Origin of the sequence: Micromonospora sp. NPDC007220 (assembly GCF_040634035.1) — a bacterium.
GTDB lineage: Bacteria > Actinomycetota > Actinomycetes > Mycobacteriales > Micromonosporaceae > Micromonospora > Micromonospora reichwaldensis.
On record NZ_JBEYEU010000004.1, the window covers coordinates 18,095 to 34,229 of the forward strand.

Annotated in this window: 19 protein-coding genes, 4 tRNA genes and 1 pseudogene; 20 read left to right on the top strand and 4 right to left on the bottom strand. The window is 70.7% G+C overall.

Annotation, left to right across the window (positions count from 1 at the left end; genetic code table 11):
* Positions 1-35: 35 nt before the first annotated feature.
* Positions 36-530 carry a YajQ family cyclic di-GMP-binding protein gene (locus ABZ573_RS10565; protein WP_089003198.1) on the bottom strand — a complete coding sequence of 165 codons (495 nt, stop codon included), beginning with the start codon at positions 528-530 and terminating at the stop codon, positions 36-38.
* Between the two features lie 148 nt (positions 531-678).
* Between ABZ573_RS10565 and ABZ573_RS10570 the strand changes: the two genes are divergently transcribed.
* Positions 679-762: transfer RNA gene (locus ABZ573_RS10570), tRNA-Tyr, on the top strand.
* Positions 763-1,305: 543 nt separating this feature from the next.
* On the opposite strand, the gene ABZ573_RS10575 is transcribed toward ABZ573_RS10570, so the two are convergent.
* From ABZ573_RS10575 to ABZ573_RS10585, 3 genes are all read right to left on the bottom strand, one after another.
* A complete protein-coding gene (locus tag ABZ573_RS10575; RefSeq protein WP_358117392.1) occupies positions 1,306-1,659 on the bottom strand; it encodes a hypothetical protein in 354 nt (117 codons plus the stop codon).
* A gap of 943 nt (positions 1,660-2,602) precedes the next feature.
* Positions 2,603-3,061: an ArsI/CadI family heavy metal resistance metalloenzyme gene (locus ABZ573_RS10580; RefSeq protein ID WP_358117395.1), complete on the bottom strand. Its 459-nt coding sequence runs from the start codon at positions 3,059-3,061 to the stop codon at positions 2,603-2,605.
* Positions 3,062-3,080: 19 nt separating this feature from the next.
* Positions 3,081-3,233, bottom strand: coding sequence for a hypothetical protein (locus tag ABZ573_RS10585; RefSeq protein WP_358117398.1), 153 nt, complete (start codon positions 3,231-3,233; stop codon positions 3,081-3,083).
* 77 nt (positions 3,234-3,310) lie between these two features.
* Between ABZ573_RS10585 and ABZ573_RS10590 the strand changes: the two genes are divergently transcribed.
* From ABZ573_RS10590 to ABZ573_RS10680, 19 genes and pseudogenes are all read left to right on the top strand, one after another.
* Positions 3,311-3,682: a metalloregulator ArsR/SmtB family transcription factor gene (locus tag ABZ573_RS10590; RefSeq protein WP_327029609.1), complete on the top strand. Its 372-nt coding sequence runs from the start codon at positions 3,311-3,313 to the stop codon at positions 3,680-3,682.
* Positions 3,679-4,386, top strand: a pseudogene (locus tag ABZ573_RS10595) (MIP/aquaporin family protein); the annotation flags it as partial. The gene ABZ573_RS10590 and the pseudogene ABZ573_RS10595, both read left to right, overlap by 4 nt.
* Before the next feature lie 20 nt (positions 4,387-4,406).
* The gene (locus tag ABZ573_RS10600; RefSeq protein WP_358117402.1) at positions 4,407-4,922 is read left to right on the top strand and encodes an N-acetyltransferase family protein; all 516 of its coding nucleotides are present in this window, start codon (positions 4,407-4,409) and stop codon (positions 4,920-4,922) included.
* A 17-nt stretch (positions 4,923-4,939) separates the two neighbouring features.
* Positions 4,940-5,347: an arsenate reductase ArsC gene (locus ABZ573_RS10605; protein ID WP_358117405.1), complete on the top strand. Its 408-nt coding sequence runs from the start codon at positions 4,940-4,942 to the stop codon at positions 5,345-5,347.
* A gap of 225 nt (positions 5,348-5,572) precedes the next feature.
* Entirely contained in the window at positions 5,573-6,568 is a 996-nt protein-coding gene (locus tag ABZ573_RS10610; protein ID WP_358117407.1) for a hypothetical protein, read from the top strand.
* Positions 6,569-6,971: 403 nt separating this feature from the next.
* The gene (locus tag ABZ573_RS10615; protein ID WP_165947696.1) at positions 6,972-7,115 is read left to right on the top strand and encodes a hypothetical protein; all 144 of its coding nucleotides are present in this window, start codon (positions 6,972-6,974) and stop codon (positions 7,113-7,115) included.
* Positions 7,116-7,166: 51 nt separating this feature from the next.
* Positions 7,167-9,695 carry a bifunctional diguanylate cyclase/phosphodiesterase gene (locus tag ABZ573_RS10620; protein ID WP_151453319.1) on the top strand — a complete coding sequence of 843 codons (2,529 nt, stop codon included), beginning with the start codon at positions 7,167-7,169 and terminating at the stop codon, positions 9,693-9,695.
* Positions 9,696-9,791: 96 nt separating this feature from the next.
* Positions 9,792-9,864, top strand: a tRNA-Thr gene (locus tag ABZ573_RS10625).
* Between the two features lie 25 nt (positions 9,865-9,889).
* Positions 9,890-9,962 (top strand) — tRNA-Met (locus ABZ573_RS10630).
* Positions 9,963-10,094: 132 nt separating this feature from the next.
* Positions 10,095-10,262: a 50S ribosomal protein L33 gene (rpmG, locus tag ABZ573_RS10635; protein WP_013288652.1), complete on the top strand. Its 168-nt coding sequence runs from the start codon at positions 10,095-10,097 to the stop codon at positions 10,260-10,262.
* Between the two features lie 126 nt (positions 10,263-10,388).
* Positions 10,389-10,835: a MaoC family dehydratase N-terminal domain-containing protein gene (locus ABZ573_RS10640; RefSeq protein ID WP_151453320.1), complete on the top strand. Its 447-nt coding sequence runs from the start codon at positions 10,389-10,391 to the stop codon at positions 10,833-10,835.
* A gap of 1 nt (position 10,836) precedes the next feature.
* Positions 10,837-11,229 (top strand): MaoC family dehydratase, encoded by a 393-nt coding sequence (locus tag ABZ573_RS10645; RefSeq protein ID WP_132230891.1) that lies wholly within the window; start codon positions 10,837-10,839, stop codon positions 11,227-11,229.
* Between the two features lie 128 nt (positions 11,230-11,357).
* A tRNA-Trp gene (locus tag ABZ573_RS10650) sits at positions 11,358-11,430 on the top strand.
* A gap of 214 nt (positions 11,431-11,644) precedes the next feature.
* Entirely contained in the window at positions 11,645-12,037 is a 393-nt protein-coding gene (secE, locus tag ABZ573_RS10655) for a preprotein translocase subunit SecE (RefSeq protein WP_088998337.1), read from the top strand.
* Positions 12,038-12,075: 38 nt separating this feature from the next.
* Positions 12,076-12,798, top strand: coding sequence for a transcription termination/antitermination protein NusG (gene nusG / locus ABZ573_RS10660; protein ID WP_358117412.1), 723 nt, complete (start codon positions 12,076-12,078; stop codon positions 12,796-12,798).
* 183 nt (positions 12,799-12,981) lie between these two features.
* Entirely contained in the window at positions 12,982-13,413 is a 432-nt protein-coding gene (gene rplK / locus ABZ573_RS10665; protein ID WP_151453321.1) for a 50S ribosomal protein L11, read from the top strand.
* An 81-nt stretch (positions 13,414-13,494) separates the two neighbouring features.
* On the top strand, positions 13,495-14,211 hold the full coding sequence (rplA, locus tag ABZ573_RS10670; RefSeq protein WP_132230893.1) for a 50S ribosomal protein L1: 717 nt from the start codon (positions 13,495-13,497) through the stop codon (positions 14,209-14,211).
* A gap of 76 nt (positions 14,212-14,287) precedes the next feature.
* The gene (locus ABZ573_RS10675) at positions 14,288-15,142 is read left to right on the top strand and encodes an ABC transporter ATP-binding protein (protein ID WP_358117417.1); all 855 of its coding nucleotides are present in this window, start codon (positions 14,288-14,290) and stop codon (positions 15,140-15,142) included.
* On the top strand, positions 15,139-15,828 hold the full coding sequence (locus tag ABZ573_RS10680) for a hypothetical protein (RefSeq protein ID WP_358117419.1): 690 nt from the start codon (positions 15,139-15,141) through the stop codon (positions 15,826-15,828). Before ABZ573_RS10675 ends, ABZ573_RS10680 begins: the two co-directional genes overlap by 4 nt.
* The last annotated feature ends 307 nt before the right edge of the window (positions 15,829-16,135 follow it).

Consider the following 16,135-nt stretch of genomic DNA (forward strand, 5'->3'; position numbering starts at 1 on the left):
GTCGGCCCCACCGCGGCGGGGCCGACCGGTCATCGTCAGCGGTAGTTGGTGAACTGGAGGGCGACGCCGAAGTCCTCGCCCTTGAGCAGCGCGATGACGGCCTGGAGGTCGTCCCTCTTCTTGCCGGTGACGCGGAGCTGGTCGCCCTGGATCTGGGCCTGGACGCCCTTCGGACCCTCGTCGCGGATCTTCTTGCTGATCGCCTTGGCCTTGTCCGAGTCGATGCCCTGGATCACCTTGCAGTCGATCTTGAAGATCTTGCCGGACGAGCGCGGGTCACCGGCGTCCAGCGACTTCAGCGAGATGTTCCGCTTGATCACCTTCTCCTTGAAGACCTCCAGTGCCGCCCGCACCCGCTCCTCGGTCTCCGCCTGGAGGCTGATCGCCTCCTCGCCCGACCAGGAGATCTCGGCGCCGGTGCCCCGGAAGTCGAACCGCGTCGCGAGCTCCTTCTCCGCCTGACGGAGAGCGTTGTCGACCTCCTGGCGGTCGACCTTGCTCACGATGTCGAACGACGGGTTCGCTGCCATGCTCATGCTCCTGCTGTCCGGCGGTCTGTGGTCCTTCGTCCCCCGCTGACCAGCGGTACGACCCCCTGACGGTACCCGGTTGCGCTGATGCCGGGGTGAGCCGCTATCCTTGCTTCCGCTGCCGCGTTACGACGCGGTGGGGTGCCCTGGCGGGTTGCCCGAGCGGCCAATGGGAGCGGACTGTAAATCCGTCGCGAAAGCTACAGAGGTTCGAATCCTCTACCCGCCACCAGGAGCACCAACGGCCCCTGACCAGCAGGAATGCTGATCGGGGGCCGTTGTCGTTGATCTAGCGGAGTCCGACTGGTCCAACCGAATACGACTCGTTCTGGGCAGATCGTGGACGGGCCGATCATTCTTTAGAGGGCACCGCTGAGGATGTGACTGCTGGTGCTGTTGGTACCTATGGGGTTGGCGCGGGTCGTGCGTGTGACGACCGGATGAGGGCACCGCGCTGGGGGTAGCCGCAGGAGATGGGCCGGGTGCAAGTCAGTCCCGGGGTTGGACTCGGGCGGCAGTCGGAAGCCCTGAGCGCCGACCACGCCGATCCGTTCGGTTTCCGTACCGCCTGGCCTTGATCGTGCCGCTCTTGGGGGCGGCCGTCCGGCGGCTTGCAGCGGCTCACCCCCGCCCTTGCAGCGATCGGCTGAGCGGACCGTGCCCGCCCCGGCGGTCCGCCCCAGCCCCGGCTGCGGGTTCTGCCTCCCGTCGTACAGCCCAAGCGGCCCTAGGCCGTCGGGATCACCCGATGACGGCCATGCATGCCGTCGTTCGGCTACCGGAACTCGTGCACGACCTCGATCAGCCCGACGATGTGCGCGTTGAACTTGTCTAGCTCCTCGGCTGGCACCCACAGCTCCAGGATGGTGTCACCACCGGCCTGCCGCACCGGATAGCGGCTGAGAAAGTCCGTCTCGACGTGGAAGCGGGTCACGTACCCGACGCCGGAAGCGGGCACGTTCCAGTCTCGGGCGATCATGACCGCGTAGTCCTCGTTGAGGACCGGGTAGAAGATCGGCTGGTCCGGCAGTCGCGGCGGCCACTTTCGCCATCCCGAGTCGCGAACGAGGCCGAGTTCTTCCGGTCCGGTCGGGCGCCACAGCACCGTCGTTCCGCCACCGCTGTTCATCTCGACTCCGCCGTTTCGGGTTCATGGTGAGCCCGGACAGTACCGGCGGACCAGCGACCGGCACCACCGCATCCGGCTCAAGGCGGGAGTGAACCGATGACGGCTCCGACCCTGCCCGTCCTGGCCCCTGACGCCCCGACCCCGACTGCCAACCCTCAGCCGGGGTCGCGGGCGGCCCGCATGGCGCTACCTCGGACGAAGCTTGCCGGGCCAGGGATCCAAGGGGGGAGACCACACCATGAACGACAAGATCGGCGATGCCCTCGGATGAACGTCAGTGGTTCAGCTGCTCTCGGCTGTGGCGTCGCCGATCAAACGCCGAGCTTCTGCGATGACGTCTGCGTCGAGGTCCGCAGTCGTTGTACCCGTGTACGGGTGCCCGTTGTAGACGGAGTCGACGTAGTCGTAGGCGCTCTCGAGAGCGATCAGATCGGCTGCCAGGGGAGTGCCGTCATAGGTGATGAACCGGTATGCCCAGGACGACAGATCGCGAGGCGTGACGGTTTGTGCGAGCAGTCGGCGGGCCAGATCCGGAGGGCTTCCTCTTCACCCTCTCGGCTTCCCCCCCCGGTAGTAGGTCAGGGAAAGTTCCACGAGTGCGCCTTCGAGCCAACGGCGCAACTCCTCATTCTCGCTGCCTCGGGCCGGCGAAACGCCTGCCAGGATTTGAAGGGTTGGACTGTCTACGCCTGCAACGAGGCAGTCACAGGCTGCCTGGATTACGTCGGCCGCCGTACTCGATCCGACGCTCCAGAGGATGGCGGCGTTTTGAAGGCGGGTGAGGGCATTCTCGCTGTGCATCGGTACACGGTCCGCTGCCAAGCCGGAGTTGTCTCCGAGATATCCGCCGCCGAGTGGATGCACCAAGCGTTCTGCGGACCGAGGCCGCCCGGCGCAATCGCGCCCACCCTCTGACTCGAGGGCGGGCGCGGATTCGCAGCGGTCAGCAGCAGTTTCCCTGGGCTCCGGTGGTGGCCGCTTCCCTGTCGGTGGCGGGGGTGCAGCATGCGCTCTCGGTGACCTTGTCCAGTTGGTCGGAGTCGGCCTTGACGGTGTAGACCTCCCAGGGCTCGTTGCCGGGGCCGCGTACCCAGACCTTGTCCTGGAGGGCGTAGCAGCATTCGGTGCTGTTCTCCTCCAGGGTGATCAGGCCGGCGTCGGTGAGGCGCCTGGTGGCGGCGTTGACCTCGTCGGTGCTGAACACCTCGACGCCCAGGTGGTCCATCACGGTGGGCTGGCCGGCCTCGCCCTCCAGGAGCACGAGCTTCAGCGGCGGGTTCTCGATGGCGAAGTTGGCGTAGCCGGGGCGACGTTTGGCCGGCTCGGTGTCGAACAGCTTCGAGTAGAAGGCGATGGAGCCTTCGAGGTCGGATACACGCAGGGCGAGCTGGACGCGGGACATGGTTCCCCTCCTGACGGATTCAGCGGATGTGGTGGCTGGTGAGAGCGGTGGTGCGGGCGCGCTCGTAACGGGCGTCGGCGTGGCAGTCCGCAGTGCAGACCTGCCCGCACGACTCGCAGAGCGTCACGTCTCGAACGCGGGTGTTGCGACGACGGAGGAACAGCTTGAGCATCACTTCGCCCTTGCCTAGATGTTCTTCGAAGCAGGACCTACGTTGCACCCTGTTTCGAGATCTGTCAACCTAGAGGCATGTCGAAACAAGCGCTTCCGGTGGTGGACCTCAAAGCCGTGGCCTGCTGCTCCCCGATCGCGGTCCGTCCGCTGGAGGCCGAGCAGGCGGCGGTGGTCGCGCCGATGTTCAAGGCGCTGGGCGACCCGATCCGGCTGCGGCTGATGTCGATGATCGCCTCCGTGCCGGAGATCTGCGTCTGCGACCTGACCCCGGCGTTCGACCTGTCCGGGCCGACCATCTCCCACCACCTCAAGGTGCTGCGCGAGGCCGGCCTGGTCGACTCCGACCGTCGCGGCACCTGGGTGTGGTACCGGGCCCGCCCGGAAGCATTTCGGCAGCTCGGCGCGCTGCTGGACCTCCCCGCCGGGTCCGCGCAGGCCACCGCGTGACCCTCACCCTGGCCCGCCGGGCATCGGCTGAGTTCACCGGTACGGCCCTGCTGGTCGCCGCCGTCGTCGGCTCCGGGATCGCCGCCTCCCGGCTCTCTCCCAACGACGTCGGGCTCCAGCTCCTGGAGAACGCGATCGCCACCGCCCTCGCCCTGGGCGCGCTGATCCTCATGTTCGGGCCGGTGTCCGGGGCGCACTTCAACCCGGTCGTCTCCGCCGTCGACTGGTGGCTCGGCCGCCGCGCCGGCACCGGCCTGACCGCCCGCGACCTCGCCGCCTATACCACCGCCCAGACCGGCGGAGCCATCACCGGGGCGGTGCTGGCTGGCCTGATGTTCGACCTGCCGGCCGTGGCCTGGTCGCGTACCGAGCGGACCGGCGGGAACCTGTGGCTGGCCGAGGTGGTCGCCACCGCCGGTCTCGTCGTCCTGGTCTTCGCCCTCGCCCACACCGGCCGCACCTCCGCTGCCCCTGCCGCCGTCGGCGCCTACATCGGCGCGGCCTACTGGTTCACCTCGTCGACCTCGTTCGCCAACCCCGCCGTCACCATCGGTCGCGCGTTCACCGACACCTTCGCCGGCATCGCCCCGGCGTCGGTGCCCGGCTTCGTCGCCGCCCAGCTCGTCGGCGGCCTGGTCGCCGTCGCCGCCCTCGCCGCCTGGTATCCCCACGCCGCCGACTCCGCCGACAACGTCGTCGTGCCGCACCTCGCCCGGGAGAACCGATGACCGCCCCCGCCGGCGCCACCGGCATCACCGTCGCCGCCATGGGCGATCAGCACGCCGACGCCGTGCTGGACATCTACCGGCTCGGCATCGCCACCGGCAACGCCACCTTCGAGACCGAGCCGCCCACTTGGGAGCAGTTCACCGCCAGTCGGCTACCTGGTCACCGCTGGGTGGCCATCGACCCCACCGGCCGGGTCCTCGGCTGGGTCGCCTGCTCCGCCGTCTCCGACCGGTGCGTCTACGCCGGGGTCGTCGAGCACTCCGTCTACGTCCATTCCGACGCCCGCGGCCAGGGAATCGGCCGCCTCCTGCTCGACGCCCTGATCGCCTCCACCGAGCAGGCCGGCATCTGGACCATCCAATCCGGCGTCTTTCCCGAGAACTCCGCCAGCCTCGCCCTGCATGCCGCCTGCGGCTTCCGCACCGTCGGCACCCGCGAACGCGTCGGCCGTCACCACGGAACCTGGCGCGACGTCACCCTCATCGAGCGCCGCAGCCCGAACGTCATCTGATGGGAAGGACATCACCGATGAGCCACAAACCCAGCGTCCTGTTCGTCTGCGTCCACAACGCCGGCCGCTCCCAGATGGCCGCCGCCTGGCTGCGCCACCTCGCCGGAGACACCATCGAGGTCCGCTCCGCTGGCAGCGCACCCGCCGGCCAGATCAACCCCGTCGCCGTCGACGCCATGCGGGAGGTCGGCATCGACATCGTCGACCAGACGCCGGCCCCACTCACCTGGGACACGGCCGAAGCCAGCGACGTCATCATCACCATGGGCTGCGGCGACGCCTGCCCCGTCTTCCCCGGCAAGCGCTACGAGGACTGGAAGCTCACCGACCCCGCCGGCCAACCCCTCGACATCGTCCGCCAGGTTCGCGACGACATCAGGACTCGGGTTACGCAGTTGCTGGTCAGCATCGAGCAACACGGCTGAGCACCCGGGACCATGGCGGGAGCAGGTGACCCTGCGCTCCCTGTCGCCCGGCGCCGGTCTGAGGGGTGCAGGCCGCACGCCCCAATGCGTGGCTGTGGCGGTTCCGCCGCCCAATGCCTTCGTAGCCGATACATTTCGAGTCGTGGACACACCGCCGGTGGAACCGACCCTCTCGGCCCGTACCGCCGCCCGGCCCGTCACCCCGCCTGCCCCGGGAGGACTGGCGTGAGGGACCTGGAACGCCGTTACCGGCAACTGCTGCGGGCGTATCCCGCCGCGTACCGCCAGGCACGGGGCGGCGAGATCGTCGGCACGTATCTCGACCTGGCCGCGCCCGACCGCCGCTGGCCGTCGATCCTCGACGTGGGGGACGTGCTGGCCGGGGGTGGGCGTGAGCGCCTGCGCGCCGCCGGCGCTGCCGACCTCATACCCGGCGTACGCCTCGCCGCTGTTCTGAGCCACCTGACCGCGACCGCCCTCGCTGGCTTCTGGGCCGCCGCCGAAGTGGTCACCACGCCGGGTGTGTGGGGCTCGCCGGCCTTCGGGCCGTTCGCCACCACGGGCATCGTCGTCTGGGCCTGCTGGCTGCTGGCCGCTGTCGTTCATGTTCTCGGGCCGGCCCGGTGGGCCCGCGCCGCGATCGGACTGGCGTTGGTGTCCACCGTCGCCGTGGTGCCCGTCGCCGCCCTGTTCGGGCTGCCCCGCCCGTACCTGTTCGTTCTGCTTCCTCAGGCGGCCCTGGGCGTGTTGGCACTGGCACTTCCCTCCCACACAGCGCTACGCCACCGCCTCGTACCCTTGCCGATCGCACTGGGGTCGGCTCTCGTCGCAGTCGGGGTCCTGGCCGGGAAGGGCGCGTGGTTCTACCGGTTCAGCTACGGGGGCGCGTTCCTCCCGGAAACCGGCGCGGTCCTTCTGCTGGCCGCCATGCTCGCCGCGGCCGTGCTGTCCCTGCGCGGCGACGCCCGGGGCATCTGGGCTCTTCTCGTCCTGCTCACCCCCGTCGGACTGCTCGCCCTGGGTCCCCTGACCGAGAACGTCGCGCCCGTGGTCGGCGCCGGCCATGCCGACTTCCGCGTCGGCGCCGGGACCGCCGTCGCCGTCCTTCTCGCGGGCGCGGCGTCTCTGGCCGGGGCGCTCGCAGTCCGGGCACATTCCGGCGCGGCGGCCGACACCCCGGCGGTACCGGTGCGCGAGCGGTGCCCAGCCTGCGGCAGATAGCAGCCACGGGACCGCCGTCCTGAATGCTCTTACCCGGGTTCGTGGCGGAGCTTTGTCGGTCCGTCGTCTCAGCCCTGGCGCGCTGGCGCAGAACGAGTATGGTGGTCGATGTCCGGCCGGGCCTCCTCCCGGGCAGGAGGTCACCCACGGTGAAGGTGGGTACGCCCGGACTCCCGGACCTTCCCCGAATTGCGCGGAAGGTCGCAATCCGCAATGTGCGAAGTGCATGATGCCCACTCAGCCCCCGTGATCAGGGCTCGGTCGGGGCGGCCCGTGGGCCGAACGGCGGAACGTCGCCGACGCTCGGCCCGGCGGTACACGCACCGCTTTTCTGGGTACCTGCCTTGTGGCACGATCGTGGAACCTCCACCATCCCCGTGACACTTCCCCTGCAGGAGCAACCATGTCTCGTCGAAAGCTCGGCCAGCTGCTTGGCTCGCTTTTCGCGCTCGCCGTTCTCGCGAGCGGCGTCCTGGTCGGTGACCTCCAGGGATTCGGAGATCTCCAGACCGCCGACATCATCTGGAACATGCCCGCGCCTCGTTGAGTGACCACCGCTCGATGACGTGACACCGGCGGGCCGGTAAGGGGGCACGGGATGGCGGGTCGTGGCCCCACCGGCCCCCGCTCGACTGAATACGCGTGGCTGATCACCGGGCCGTTGGCCCTGATCGCCATCGTCTGCACGACGGCGGTCGGCTTGGTCGCGCCGCAGCCGTTCGGCGGGTGGTCGCTCGCGCTGCCACTTCTCGTGGCCATGGTGGCCGCCGGGATCCCGGTACTGAACTTCACCGTTCGGCGGCAGTCCCTCGGCGTGACCCTGACCGAGATCCCACTGGTCCTGGCGTTCTATCTCGTCGAACCGCTGACGGTTGTCATGATCTACACGGTCGCGTCGGCCGTGTCGCACCTCAGGCACCGGTTCGGCCCGACGAAGTTCTGGTTCAACGTGGGCCGCGCGGCCGCGGGTTCGTCCCTGGCCGTCCTCGTGCTCCAGGCCCTGCCGCCCGTCGAGGATGTCGGCCCGGCCACCTGGCTCAAGCTGTTCTTCGCGGCCAGCATGGTGAACCTGCTGAGCATGGCCTCGGTCGCCGGCGTGCACACACTGTTGCAGGGCTGGCAGGCGGGCCGGGGCGCGTTCCGGCAGTCGATGCCGGGGCTCCTGGCAGCGATGATCAATATTGCCATCGGCATCATCGTCCTCATCCTCATCGCGGCCACCTGGTGGTCGTTGCTGCTGCTGGGGGCGCTCCTCGTCGCGCTGGCCTTCGTCTACCGGGCGTACGCGCAGTTCTTCCGGCAGCACCGCACCCTCACCGACATGTACGAGCTGAGCCGCGCGGTCAGCGAGAGCGGTGAGTACGGCACGCTGCCCGACGCCCTCCTGGGCCGCGTACGGGCGCTCATGCAGGCCGAGTACGCGACGCTCTGGCTGCCCGCCCAGGGCCGGCACCCCGAGGTGCTGCTGACCGCGCGCAACGACGCCCCCGGTCTGCTCGACTTCGCCAAGACCCCGGCCGCCCTGCGGGAACGGGCCCGGGACGAGGGCCGCACCGTGGCCGTCGGTCGAGGACTGACGACCGACGGCGACCTGCGCGCCCCCCTCTCGACGCACCGGGTCAAGGACGTGATCGTCCTTCCACTGCGGTCCGGCCAGGCGGTCATCGGGACGCTGGAGGTGGCCAACCGGCTGGGGGACAGCAACTACTTCGTCCGCACCGACGTGCCGCTCTTCGAGACGGTGGCGGCGCACGCGGCGGTGGCGTTGGAAAACTCGCGGCTGGTCGACCGGCTCCGGCACGACGCCAGCCACGACACGCTGACCAGGCTGCCGAACCGGCGACGGATCACGGGCGCGCTGGAGGAGGCCGTCAAGATCCGGGCGCCCGGCGAGGTGGTGGCCCTGCTGCTGTTCGACGTCGACCGGCTGCGCCAGGTCAACGAGTCGCTCGGGCACGCCGCCGGCGACAAGGTCCTGGTGGAGGTCGCCAACCGGCTGCGCTCCTGCGTACCCTCGGCGGCCCTGGTCGGGCGGGCCGGCGGGGACGAGTTCCTGGTGACGCTGCGCCTGGAGAGCGCCGAGGCGGCGATGGAGCTGGCCGCGCAGCTGCGCGAGCAGATCCGCGACGAGATGGTCTTCGACGCGCTCACCCTCGACGTGGACACGGCCGTCGGTGTCGCCGTGCACCCCGACCACGGCAGCGACGCCGTCGCCCTGCTGCAACGGGTGGATCTGGCGGCGACGGCGGCCAAGTCCGTGCCGGGCAGCGTGCAGCTGTTCAGCCCGACGCTGGAGTCGCGGTCGCTGCGGCGGCTCGGCCTCGCCGGCGACCTGCGGCGCGCGCTGGACGCCGACGAGCTGGAGGTCTACTTCCAGCCCAAGGTGACGCTGCGCGACCGCCGGCTGGTCGGCGTGGAGTGCCTGGCCCGCTGGGAGCACCCGGCGCACGGCACGGTCGCCCCGGAGGACTTCGTCGCGGTGGCCGAGCACACCGGCCAGCTCGGCCGGTTCACCGAGTTCGTGCTCCGCGAGGGGCTGCGGCGCAGCCGGGACTGGACGCACGCCGGCCAGCCGCTCGCCGTCGCGGTCAACCTCTCCGCGCGTACGCTCACCGACCAGCACTTCCCGGCCCGCGTCAAGGAGCTGCTCGACGAGTACGGCGTGCCGCCGCAGCTGCTCACGCTGGAGATCAAGGAGGCCGGGGTGCTGGACGGCACCGACCGGCCCATCCCGACCCTGCGGCGACTGCGGGACCTCGGCGTACGGCTGTCGGTGGACGACTTCGGCACCGGCGACTCGTCCCTGGCCCACCTGCGCCGCCTGCCGGTGCACGAGGTGAAGGTCGACCGCTCCTTCGTGCAGGGCATGGCGACGGACCCGGGCGACCTGGCGATCGTCAACGCGGTGGTCACGCTCTCCCAGCAGTTCGGCCTGGCCGTGGTCGCCGAGGGCGTGGAGAGCGAGCTGACCCTGGAGCTGCTCCAGGACATCGGCTGCGAGATCGGCCAAGGCTTCCTGTTCAGCCGCCCGTTGCCGTACGAGCGGCTGGAGGCCTGGTTCGGCGCCCAGGTGGACCCGGAGACGATCTCCCCGGGGGAGCTGCCCCGGCTGCGGGCCGTGCCCTGAACTGCGGAGACGCGCCTGTGGGGGATCCGATTTCATCTCCGCCGCACGGCCGTGTAATGTATCCCCTGCGCGTCACCCCCCGGGGAGATCGCGCAGGCCCCCTTAGCTCAGTCGGCAGAGCGTCTCCATGGTAAGGAGAAGGTCTACGGTTCGATTCCGTAAGGGGGCTCAGAGGGTCCGGCTGGACCCGCCACGGCGGTGTAGCTCAGATGGTAGAGCAAGCGGCTCATAATCGCTGTGTCGCCGGTTCAAGTCCGGCCACCGCTACTCTCGTCCACCGGGCCAGCTCCCGGCGGTCGGTGGGATGGGCGCCACTGGCGCCCACTTTGCATGTCCGCGCCGTCAGCGCGTAGGCTGATGCGCCGTAGTTGTTACCCGTAGCGAGGAAGGCACTCCGCCGTGGCGAAGGCGACCGATGTCCGGCCGAAGATCACTTTGGCGTGTGTGGAGTGCAAGGAGCGCAACTACATCACGCGCAAGAACCGTCGTAACGACCCCGACCGCATCGAGCTGAAGAAGTTCTGCCCGCGGGACGGCAAGCACACGGTCCACCGCGAGACCCGCTGACCCACGGCCGGCACCGCCGGCCCGGTCCTCAGGCACTTCCCGATCGCCGGTCCGTAGGGACGGCGCGGCTCCGGCCGCCGCCGACCGTACGGATCGGCGATCGGCGTTTGCGTGTAGGTTCGCGGCATGTCCCTGGACCCGTCCTTCGTCGGCCGGACGTATCCGCCGACCGCCCCCTACCAGGTGGGCCGAGAAAAGATCCGCGAGTTCGCCACGGCGATCGGCGCCGCCGATCCGGCCCACCACGACCCGGAGGCCGCCCGCGCGCTCGGCCACCCGGACGTGGTCGCCCCGCCGACCTTCCCCATCGTGCTCACGATGGCGGCCAACCAGCAGATCATCGACGACCCGGCCCTCGGCGTCGACTACAGCCGCGTCGTCCACGGCGACCAGCGCTTCGCCTACGCCCGGCCGGTGGTGGCGGGGGACGAGCTGGTCTGCGTCAGCGTCATCGACGACGTCAGCAGCCGTGGCGGGCACGGCTTCCTGACCACCCGCACCGAGGTCGCCACCCCGGCCGGTGAGCCGGTCGTGACCGTCTGGTCGAAGCTCGTCGTACGCGGGGAGGGCTGAGATGGAACTGCCAGCCAGGACGTTCCGGGTGACGCGCGCGGACCTGGTCCGCTACGCCGGCGCCTCGGGGGACTTCAACCCGATCCACTGGAACGACCGGACCGCCACGAAGGTGGGTCTGCCCGGCGTGATCGCCCACGGCATGTTCACCATGGCGCTGGTCGGCCGCGCGGTGGCGGAGTGGGCCGGGGCGCCCGACGCGATCGTCGACTACAACGTCCGCTTCACCCGGCCGGTGGTCGTCCCGGACGACGACGAGGGCACCGAGATCGAGGTCACGGCCGTGGTCCGGGAGGTCACCGAGGACGGCCTGACCAGGCTCGACGTGACCGCCGTCTGCCGGGGGGAGAAGGTGCTCTCGCAGGCTCGCGCGACCGTCCGGACGGCCCGCTGACCAGGCATCCGACGCGCGAGGGGCAGACCGGTTGGGAAAGTGGTGCCGCTACCCGTACACTGGTCCGCCGTGGGGCAAGTAACCCCTGCACGGTCGTGCATGACCGGGCGGGGTGAGCATTGCCGCACAGGGGTGTAGCTCAATTGGCAGAGCAGCGGTCTCCAAAACCGCAGGCTGCAGGTTCAAGTCCTGTCACCCCTGCGCCTCAGGCCTGACCGTTCCCGTGGGTCGCGCCGCCTTACGGCGGCGTCCGGCCCGTGGTGGTGGCATCGGCGGGGTGGCCCCGAGGCATTCGGGCCCTCCCGGCTGATCCGCCGGCCGCGGCCCGTCGCGGGACGGTTGGTCCGGCCGGCGTGACCAAGCGCCGCGCACGCCCGACAGCGTGCGACCCCGACATCCCGCGACGGAGGGCGAAGTGGCCGACAAGAAGCGGCGCGGCGAGGACGCCGGCGACGACCGTCTGCACGACGAGGTCGTCGACGACGTGGCCGATGACGACGCCACCGACGCCGAGGAGCCGGTATCCCGGGGCGGCACCGCGACGCGCTCGCGGGCGAAGGCGGATTCGGCGGACAGCAAGCCGAAGACCAAGGCGGAAACCGACCGGGTCGGTCTGTTCGGCCGCATCGCCCGATTCATCCGCGAGGTCGTGGCGGAACTGCGTAAGGTCATCTGGCCGACCCGCAAGGAGCTGCTGACCTACACGGCCGTTGTGGTCGCCTTCGTCGCGGTGATGCTGACGATCGTGGCCGGCCTTGACTTCGCCTTCGCGAAGGGCGTGCTGTGGGTCTTCGGCAACCCCAGCTGACCGGCCGACTGAGCCGATAGTGACGGAAGTGAGCGAGCGTGCCTGAGTACGACGAGACCGCCGAGACCACGGACGAGCAGTCCACGGTGGCGACGGCGGCTGGTGACGAGTCGGTCGAGGCCGCCAGCGAGCCGGAGTTCCCCACCACCGAGCCCGCGCCGGACGAGCACTACGACCCGGTCGCCGAGCTGCGGCAGAAGCTGCGCTACGCGCCGGGCGACTGGTACGTGGTGCACTCGTACGCCGGCTACGAGAACAAGGTCAAGACCAACCTCGAGACCCGGATCACGAGCCTCGACATGGAGGACTACATCTACCAGGTCGAGGTGCCGACCCGGGAAGAGGTGGAGGTCAAGAACGGGAAGCGGTCGCAGATCCAGGCCAAGGTCTTCCCGGGCTACATCCTGGTCCGGATGGAGCTGACCGCCGAGTCCTACTCCTGCGTGCGCAACACGCCGGGTGTCACCGGCTTCGTGGGCGCGACGGACCGGGCCGACCGCCCGGCCCCGCTCTCGCTCGACGAGGTGCTGAAGTGGCTGGCGCCGGCCGTCGAGACCGAGCAGAAGAAGGCCAAGCCCGAGATCAAGGTCCTCGACTTCGAGGTCGGCGACTCGGTCACCGTCACCGACGGCGCCTTCGCCTCGCTGCCGGCGACGATCAGCGAGATCAACGCCGATCAGCAGAAGCTCAAGGTGCTGGTGTCGATCTTCGGTCGCGAGACGCCGGTGGAGCTGAACTTCAACCAGGTCGCCAAGATCTGACGTCGGGAGCGCCGGCGGTGGGCAGCGGCCCGCCGCCGGCGTACCTGTTCCGCCCCCCGCCCGACCTCGGCGCAGGCGGCGGCGGGACGCTGCGCTACTCTAGAACGTCGCCGCTGTCGCATCGCGCTGACCGTGCGCGCCTGCGGCCGGCACCTTTCCCAGTTCCAAGCCCCAGGAAGAGACATGCCTCCGAAGAAGAAGCTCGTCAAGACTTTCACGCTTCAGCTGAAGGCGGGCCAGGCCACGCCGGCGCCGCCGGTCGGCCCCGCGCTCGGCCAGCACGGCGTGAACATCATGGAGTTCTGCAAGTCCTACAACGCGCAGACCGAGGCTCAGCGGGGCGACATCGTCCCCGCCGAGATCAGCGTCTACGAGGACCGCAGCTTCACCTTCGTCCTGAAGACCCCGCCCGCCGCCCGGCTACTGCTCAAGGCCGCCGGGGTGGAGAAGGGCTCGGGCGTCCCGCAGAAGGACAAGGTCGGCTCGGTGTCGCAGGCCCAGGTGCGTGAGATCGCCGAGAAGAAGATGGTCGACCTCAACGCCAACGACATCGACCAGGCTGCGAAGATCATCGCCGGCACCGCCCGGTCGATGGGCATCGTCGTCAACGACTGACCTCGGTCACCGCCAGATCCAGTTCGTGGGAGGGCGCGCGGGAAGCCGCGGCCCGCCATAGACCACAGGAGTACGTAGAAAATGCAGCGCAGCAAGAGCTACCGCAAGGCCGCCGAGGTCATCGACCGGTCGAAGCTCTACACCCCCGCCGAGGCCGTGAAGCTGGCCAAGGACACCACCTCCGCCAAGTTCGACGCCACGGTCGAGGTCGCCATGCGCCTCGGCGTCGACCCCCGCAAGGCGGACCAGATGGTCCGTGGCGTGGTCAACCTGCCGCACGGCACCGGTAAGACCGCCCGCGTGATCGTCTTCGCCGCCGGTGCCAAGGCCGAGGAGGCCGTCGCCGCCGGTGCGGACGAGGTGGGCACCGACGAGCTGGTCGCCCGGATCCAGGGCGGTTGGCTCGACTTCGACGCGGCGATCGCCACGCCGGACCAGATGGCCAAGATCGGCCGGATCGCGCGGATCCTGGGCCCGCGCGGTCTCATGCCGAACCCGAAGACCGGCACGGTGACCATGGACGTCACCAAGGCGGTCTCGGACATCAAGGGCGGTAAGATCACCTTCCGGGTGGACAAGCACTCCAACCTGCACCTGATCATCGGCAAGGCCTCGTTCTCCGAGACCCAGCTGATCGACAACTACGCGGCGGTCCTCGACGAGGTCCTGCGGGCCAAGCCGTCCGCCGCGAAGGGCAAGTACCTCAAGAAGGTCACCCTCACCACCACCATGGGCCCGGGCGTCCCGGTCGACCCCAACGTGGTGAAGAACCTGCAGGAGGCTCCGGCCGAGGCCTGAGCATCCGTACCCGTGACTGGGCGTCGCCACATCGTGGCGGCGCCCCGTTCCGTGTCGGTTGTGGCATGCTCGGCCGGTGCGCCTGGAGAACGTCTGGCTGCGCTACCGGCGGCGGGGCCCGTGGGTGCTGCGGGAAGCCGCGGTGCGGATCGGCCCCGGTGAGGTCGTGGTCGTCCTCGGCCGCAACGGTGTGGGCAAGTCGACCCTGCTCCAGGTGGCGGCCGGGGTGCTGCGGCCGAGCCGGGGGCGGGTCACCGGTCGACCCCGGCACGTCGGGTGGGTCCCGGAGCGCTTCCCGGCCGACCAACCCTTCACCGTCGAGCACTACCTGACCGCCATGGGACGTGTCGCCGGCCTCGACCCGGCGGCCGCCGGCCACGCGGTCGACCACTGGACCTCCCGGCTGGGCCTGTCCGGGTTCCGCCGGGTCCGCCTGCCGGAGCTGTCCAAGGGCACCGCCCAGAAGGTCGGCCTGGCCCAGGCGATGCTGCGTCCGCCCGGCCTGCTGGTCCTCGACGAGCCGTGGGAGGGCCTCGACGCCGCGACCCGGGACCTCGTGCCCGAGGTGATCGACGAGGTGGCGGCGGCGGGCGGTTCGGTGCTGGTCAGCGACCACCGGGGCGAGATCGCCCGGCTGCCGGGTGCCCGCCGGTGGACGGTGGCGGACGGCACGGTCACCGAGGCCGCCCCGTCGGCGGAGGCGGCGCTGGCGGTGGTCGAGGTCGCGGTCCCGGTGGCGCGGGTCGACGGCACCGTCGCCCGGCTGCGCGCCGAGGGGCACCGGATCCTTCGCGTACGCCGGCCCGCCCGACCCGGCGTGGCCGCCCCGGACGACGCCGAGGGGCCGCCGACGGCGACCGTGGACCCCGCCGCGCCGCCCGTCGCCCGGGCGCCAGAGGCCACGGGCGGGACCACCGGGGGGCCGCGGTGACCGCACTGCTCCGGCTGCGGCTGGCGGGCTTCCTGCGTACGGGACGGGCGCTGGCCCCGCTGCTGGCCGGCCTGGTGGCTCTCGGCATCCTCTACGGCGGCGGCCGGGCGCAGCCGGGGGAGGCGTACGGCGTCTCGGCGGTGGTGCTCTTCCCGGTGCTCGCCTGGCAGACCAAGGTGCTGCTGGACGTCGAGCCGGACGTGCAGCGCCGGCTGGCGCAGGCGCTCGTCGGGGTGCGCCGGGAGCGACTGGCCGGGCTGCTGGCGGCCGGCGTGGCCGGGCTCGGCACGGTGGCCGTCGCGCTGGTCTTCCCGTGGCTGGTGGGCGGGGTCGCCGGTCCGGTGGGGCCGGGCGACCGGTCGGTGCCGGTGGGGATCGCCGTCGGGCTGTGGGCGCACCTGCTGGCCGTACCCGCGGCGGTGGCGCTCGGGGCGCTGGCCAGCCGCGCCTCCACGGGCAGCGCCGGCTACGGCGTCGCGGTGCTCGCGCTCGGCGGGGTCGGCGCGGTCGCCCTCGGCCTGAGCGGCTCGGTGGCGCCGTGGCTGGCGCCGCCGGTGATGGCCACCGCGCGGGCCGCCGCCGACGGCCTGGTCGCGTCCACGGTGGGCCTGCTCACCGCCTGGGCCGTGGCCTGGAGCGCGGCGGCCGCAGCGGCGTATCTGTGGCGGCGGCGTCACCGACCCTGACCGTCGGCCCCTCGGGGTGCGGGGGAGTGACCCGGCCCACCGGGGGGCGATTTGGTGGTCGCGGGGCTCCTCGCGTAACCTAGGCCGCGAAGTTCCACCCAGAGACCGCTGGTCACCGTGCCCCGGCACGGTCGAAGGTCCCGCGACTACGGGCGACCCGCGCAGGGCGGTAAGCGAAAATCGGTGCTGAGCATGGTCCGCCGACCGTGTCCGTGTGCCGGCCCTCGCCCCGTGCGCCCTGCGCCGGGGCCTTTCTCGTTGTCGTGGCACCTGCGCCCCCGTCGAAAGCTCCGGCCGACGACGGTGA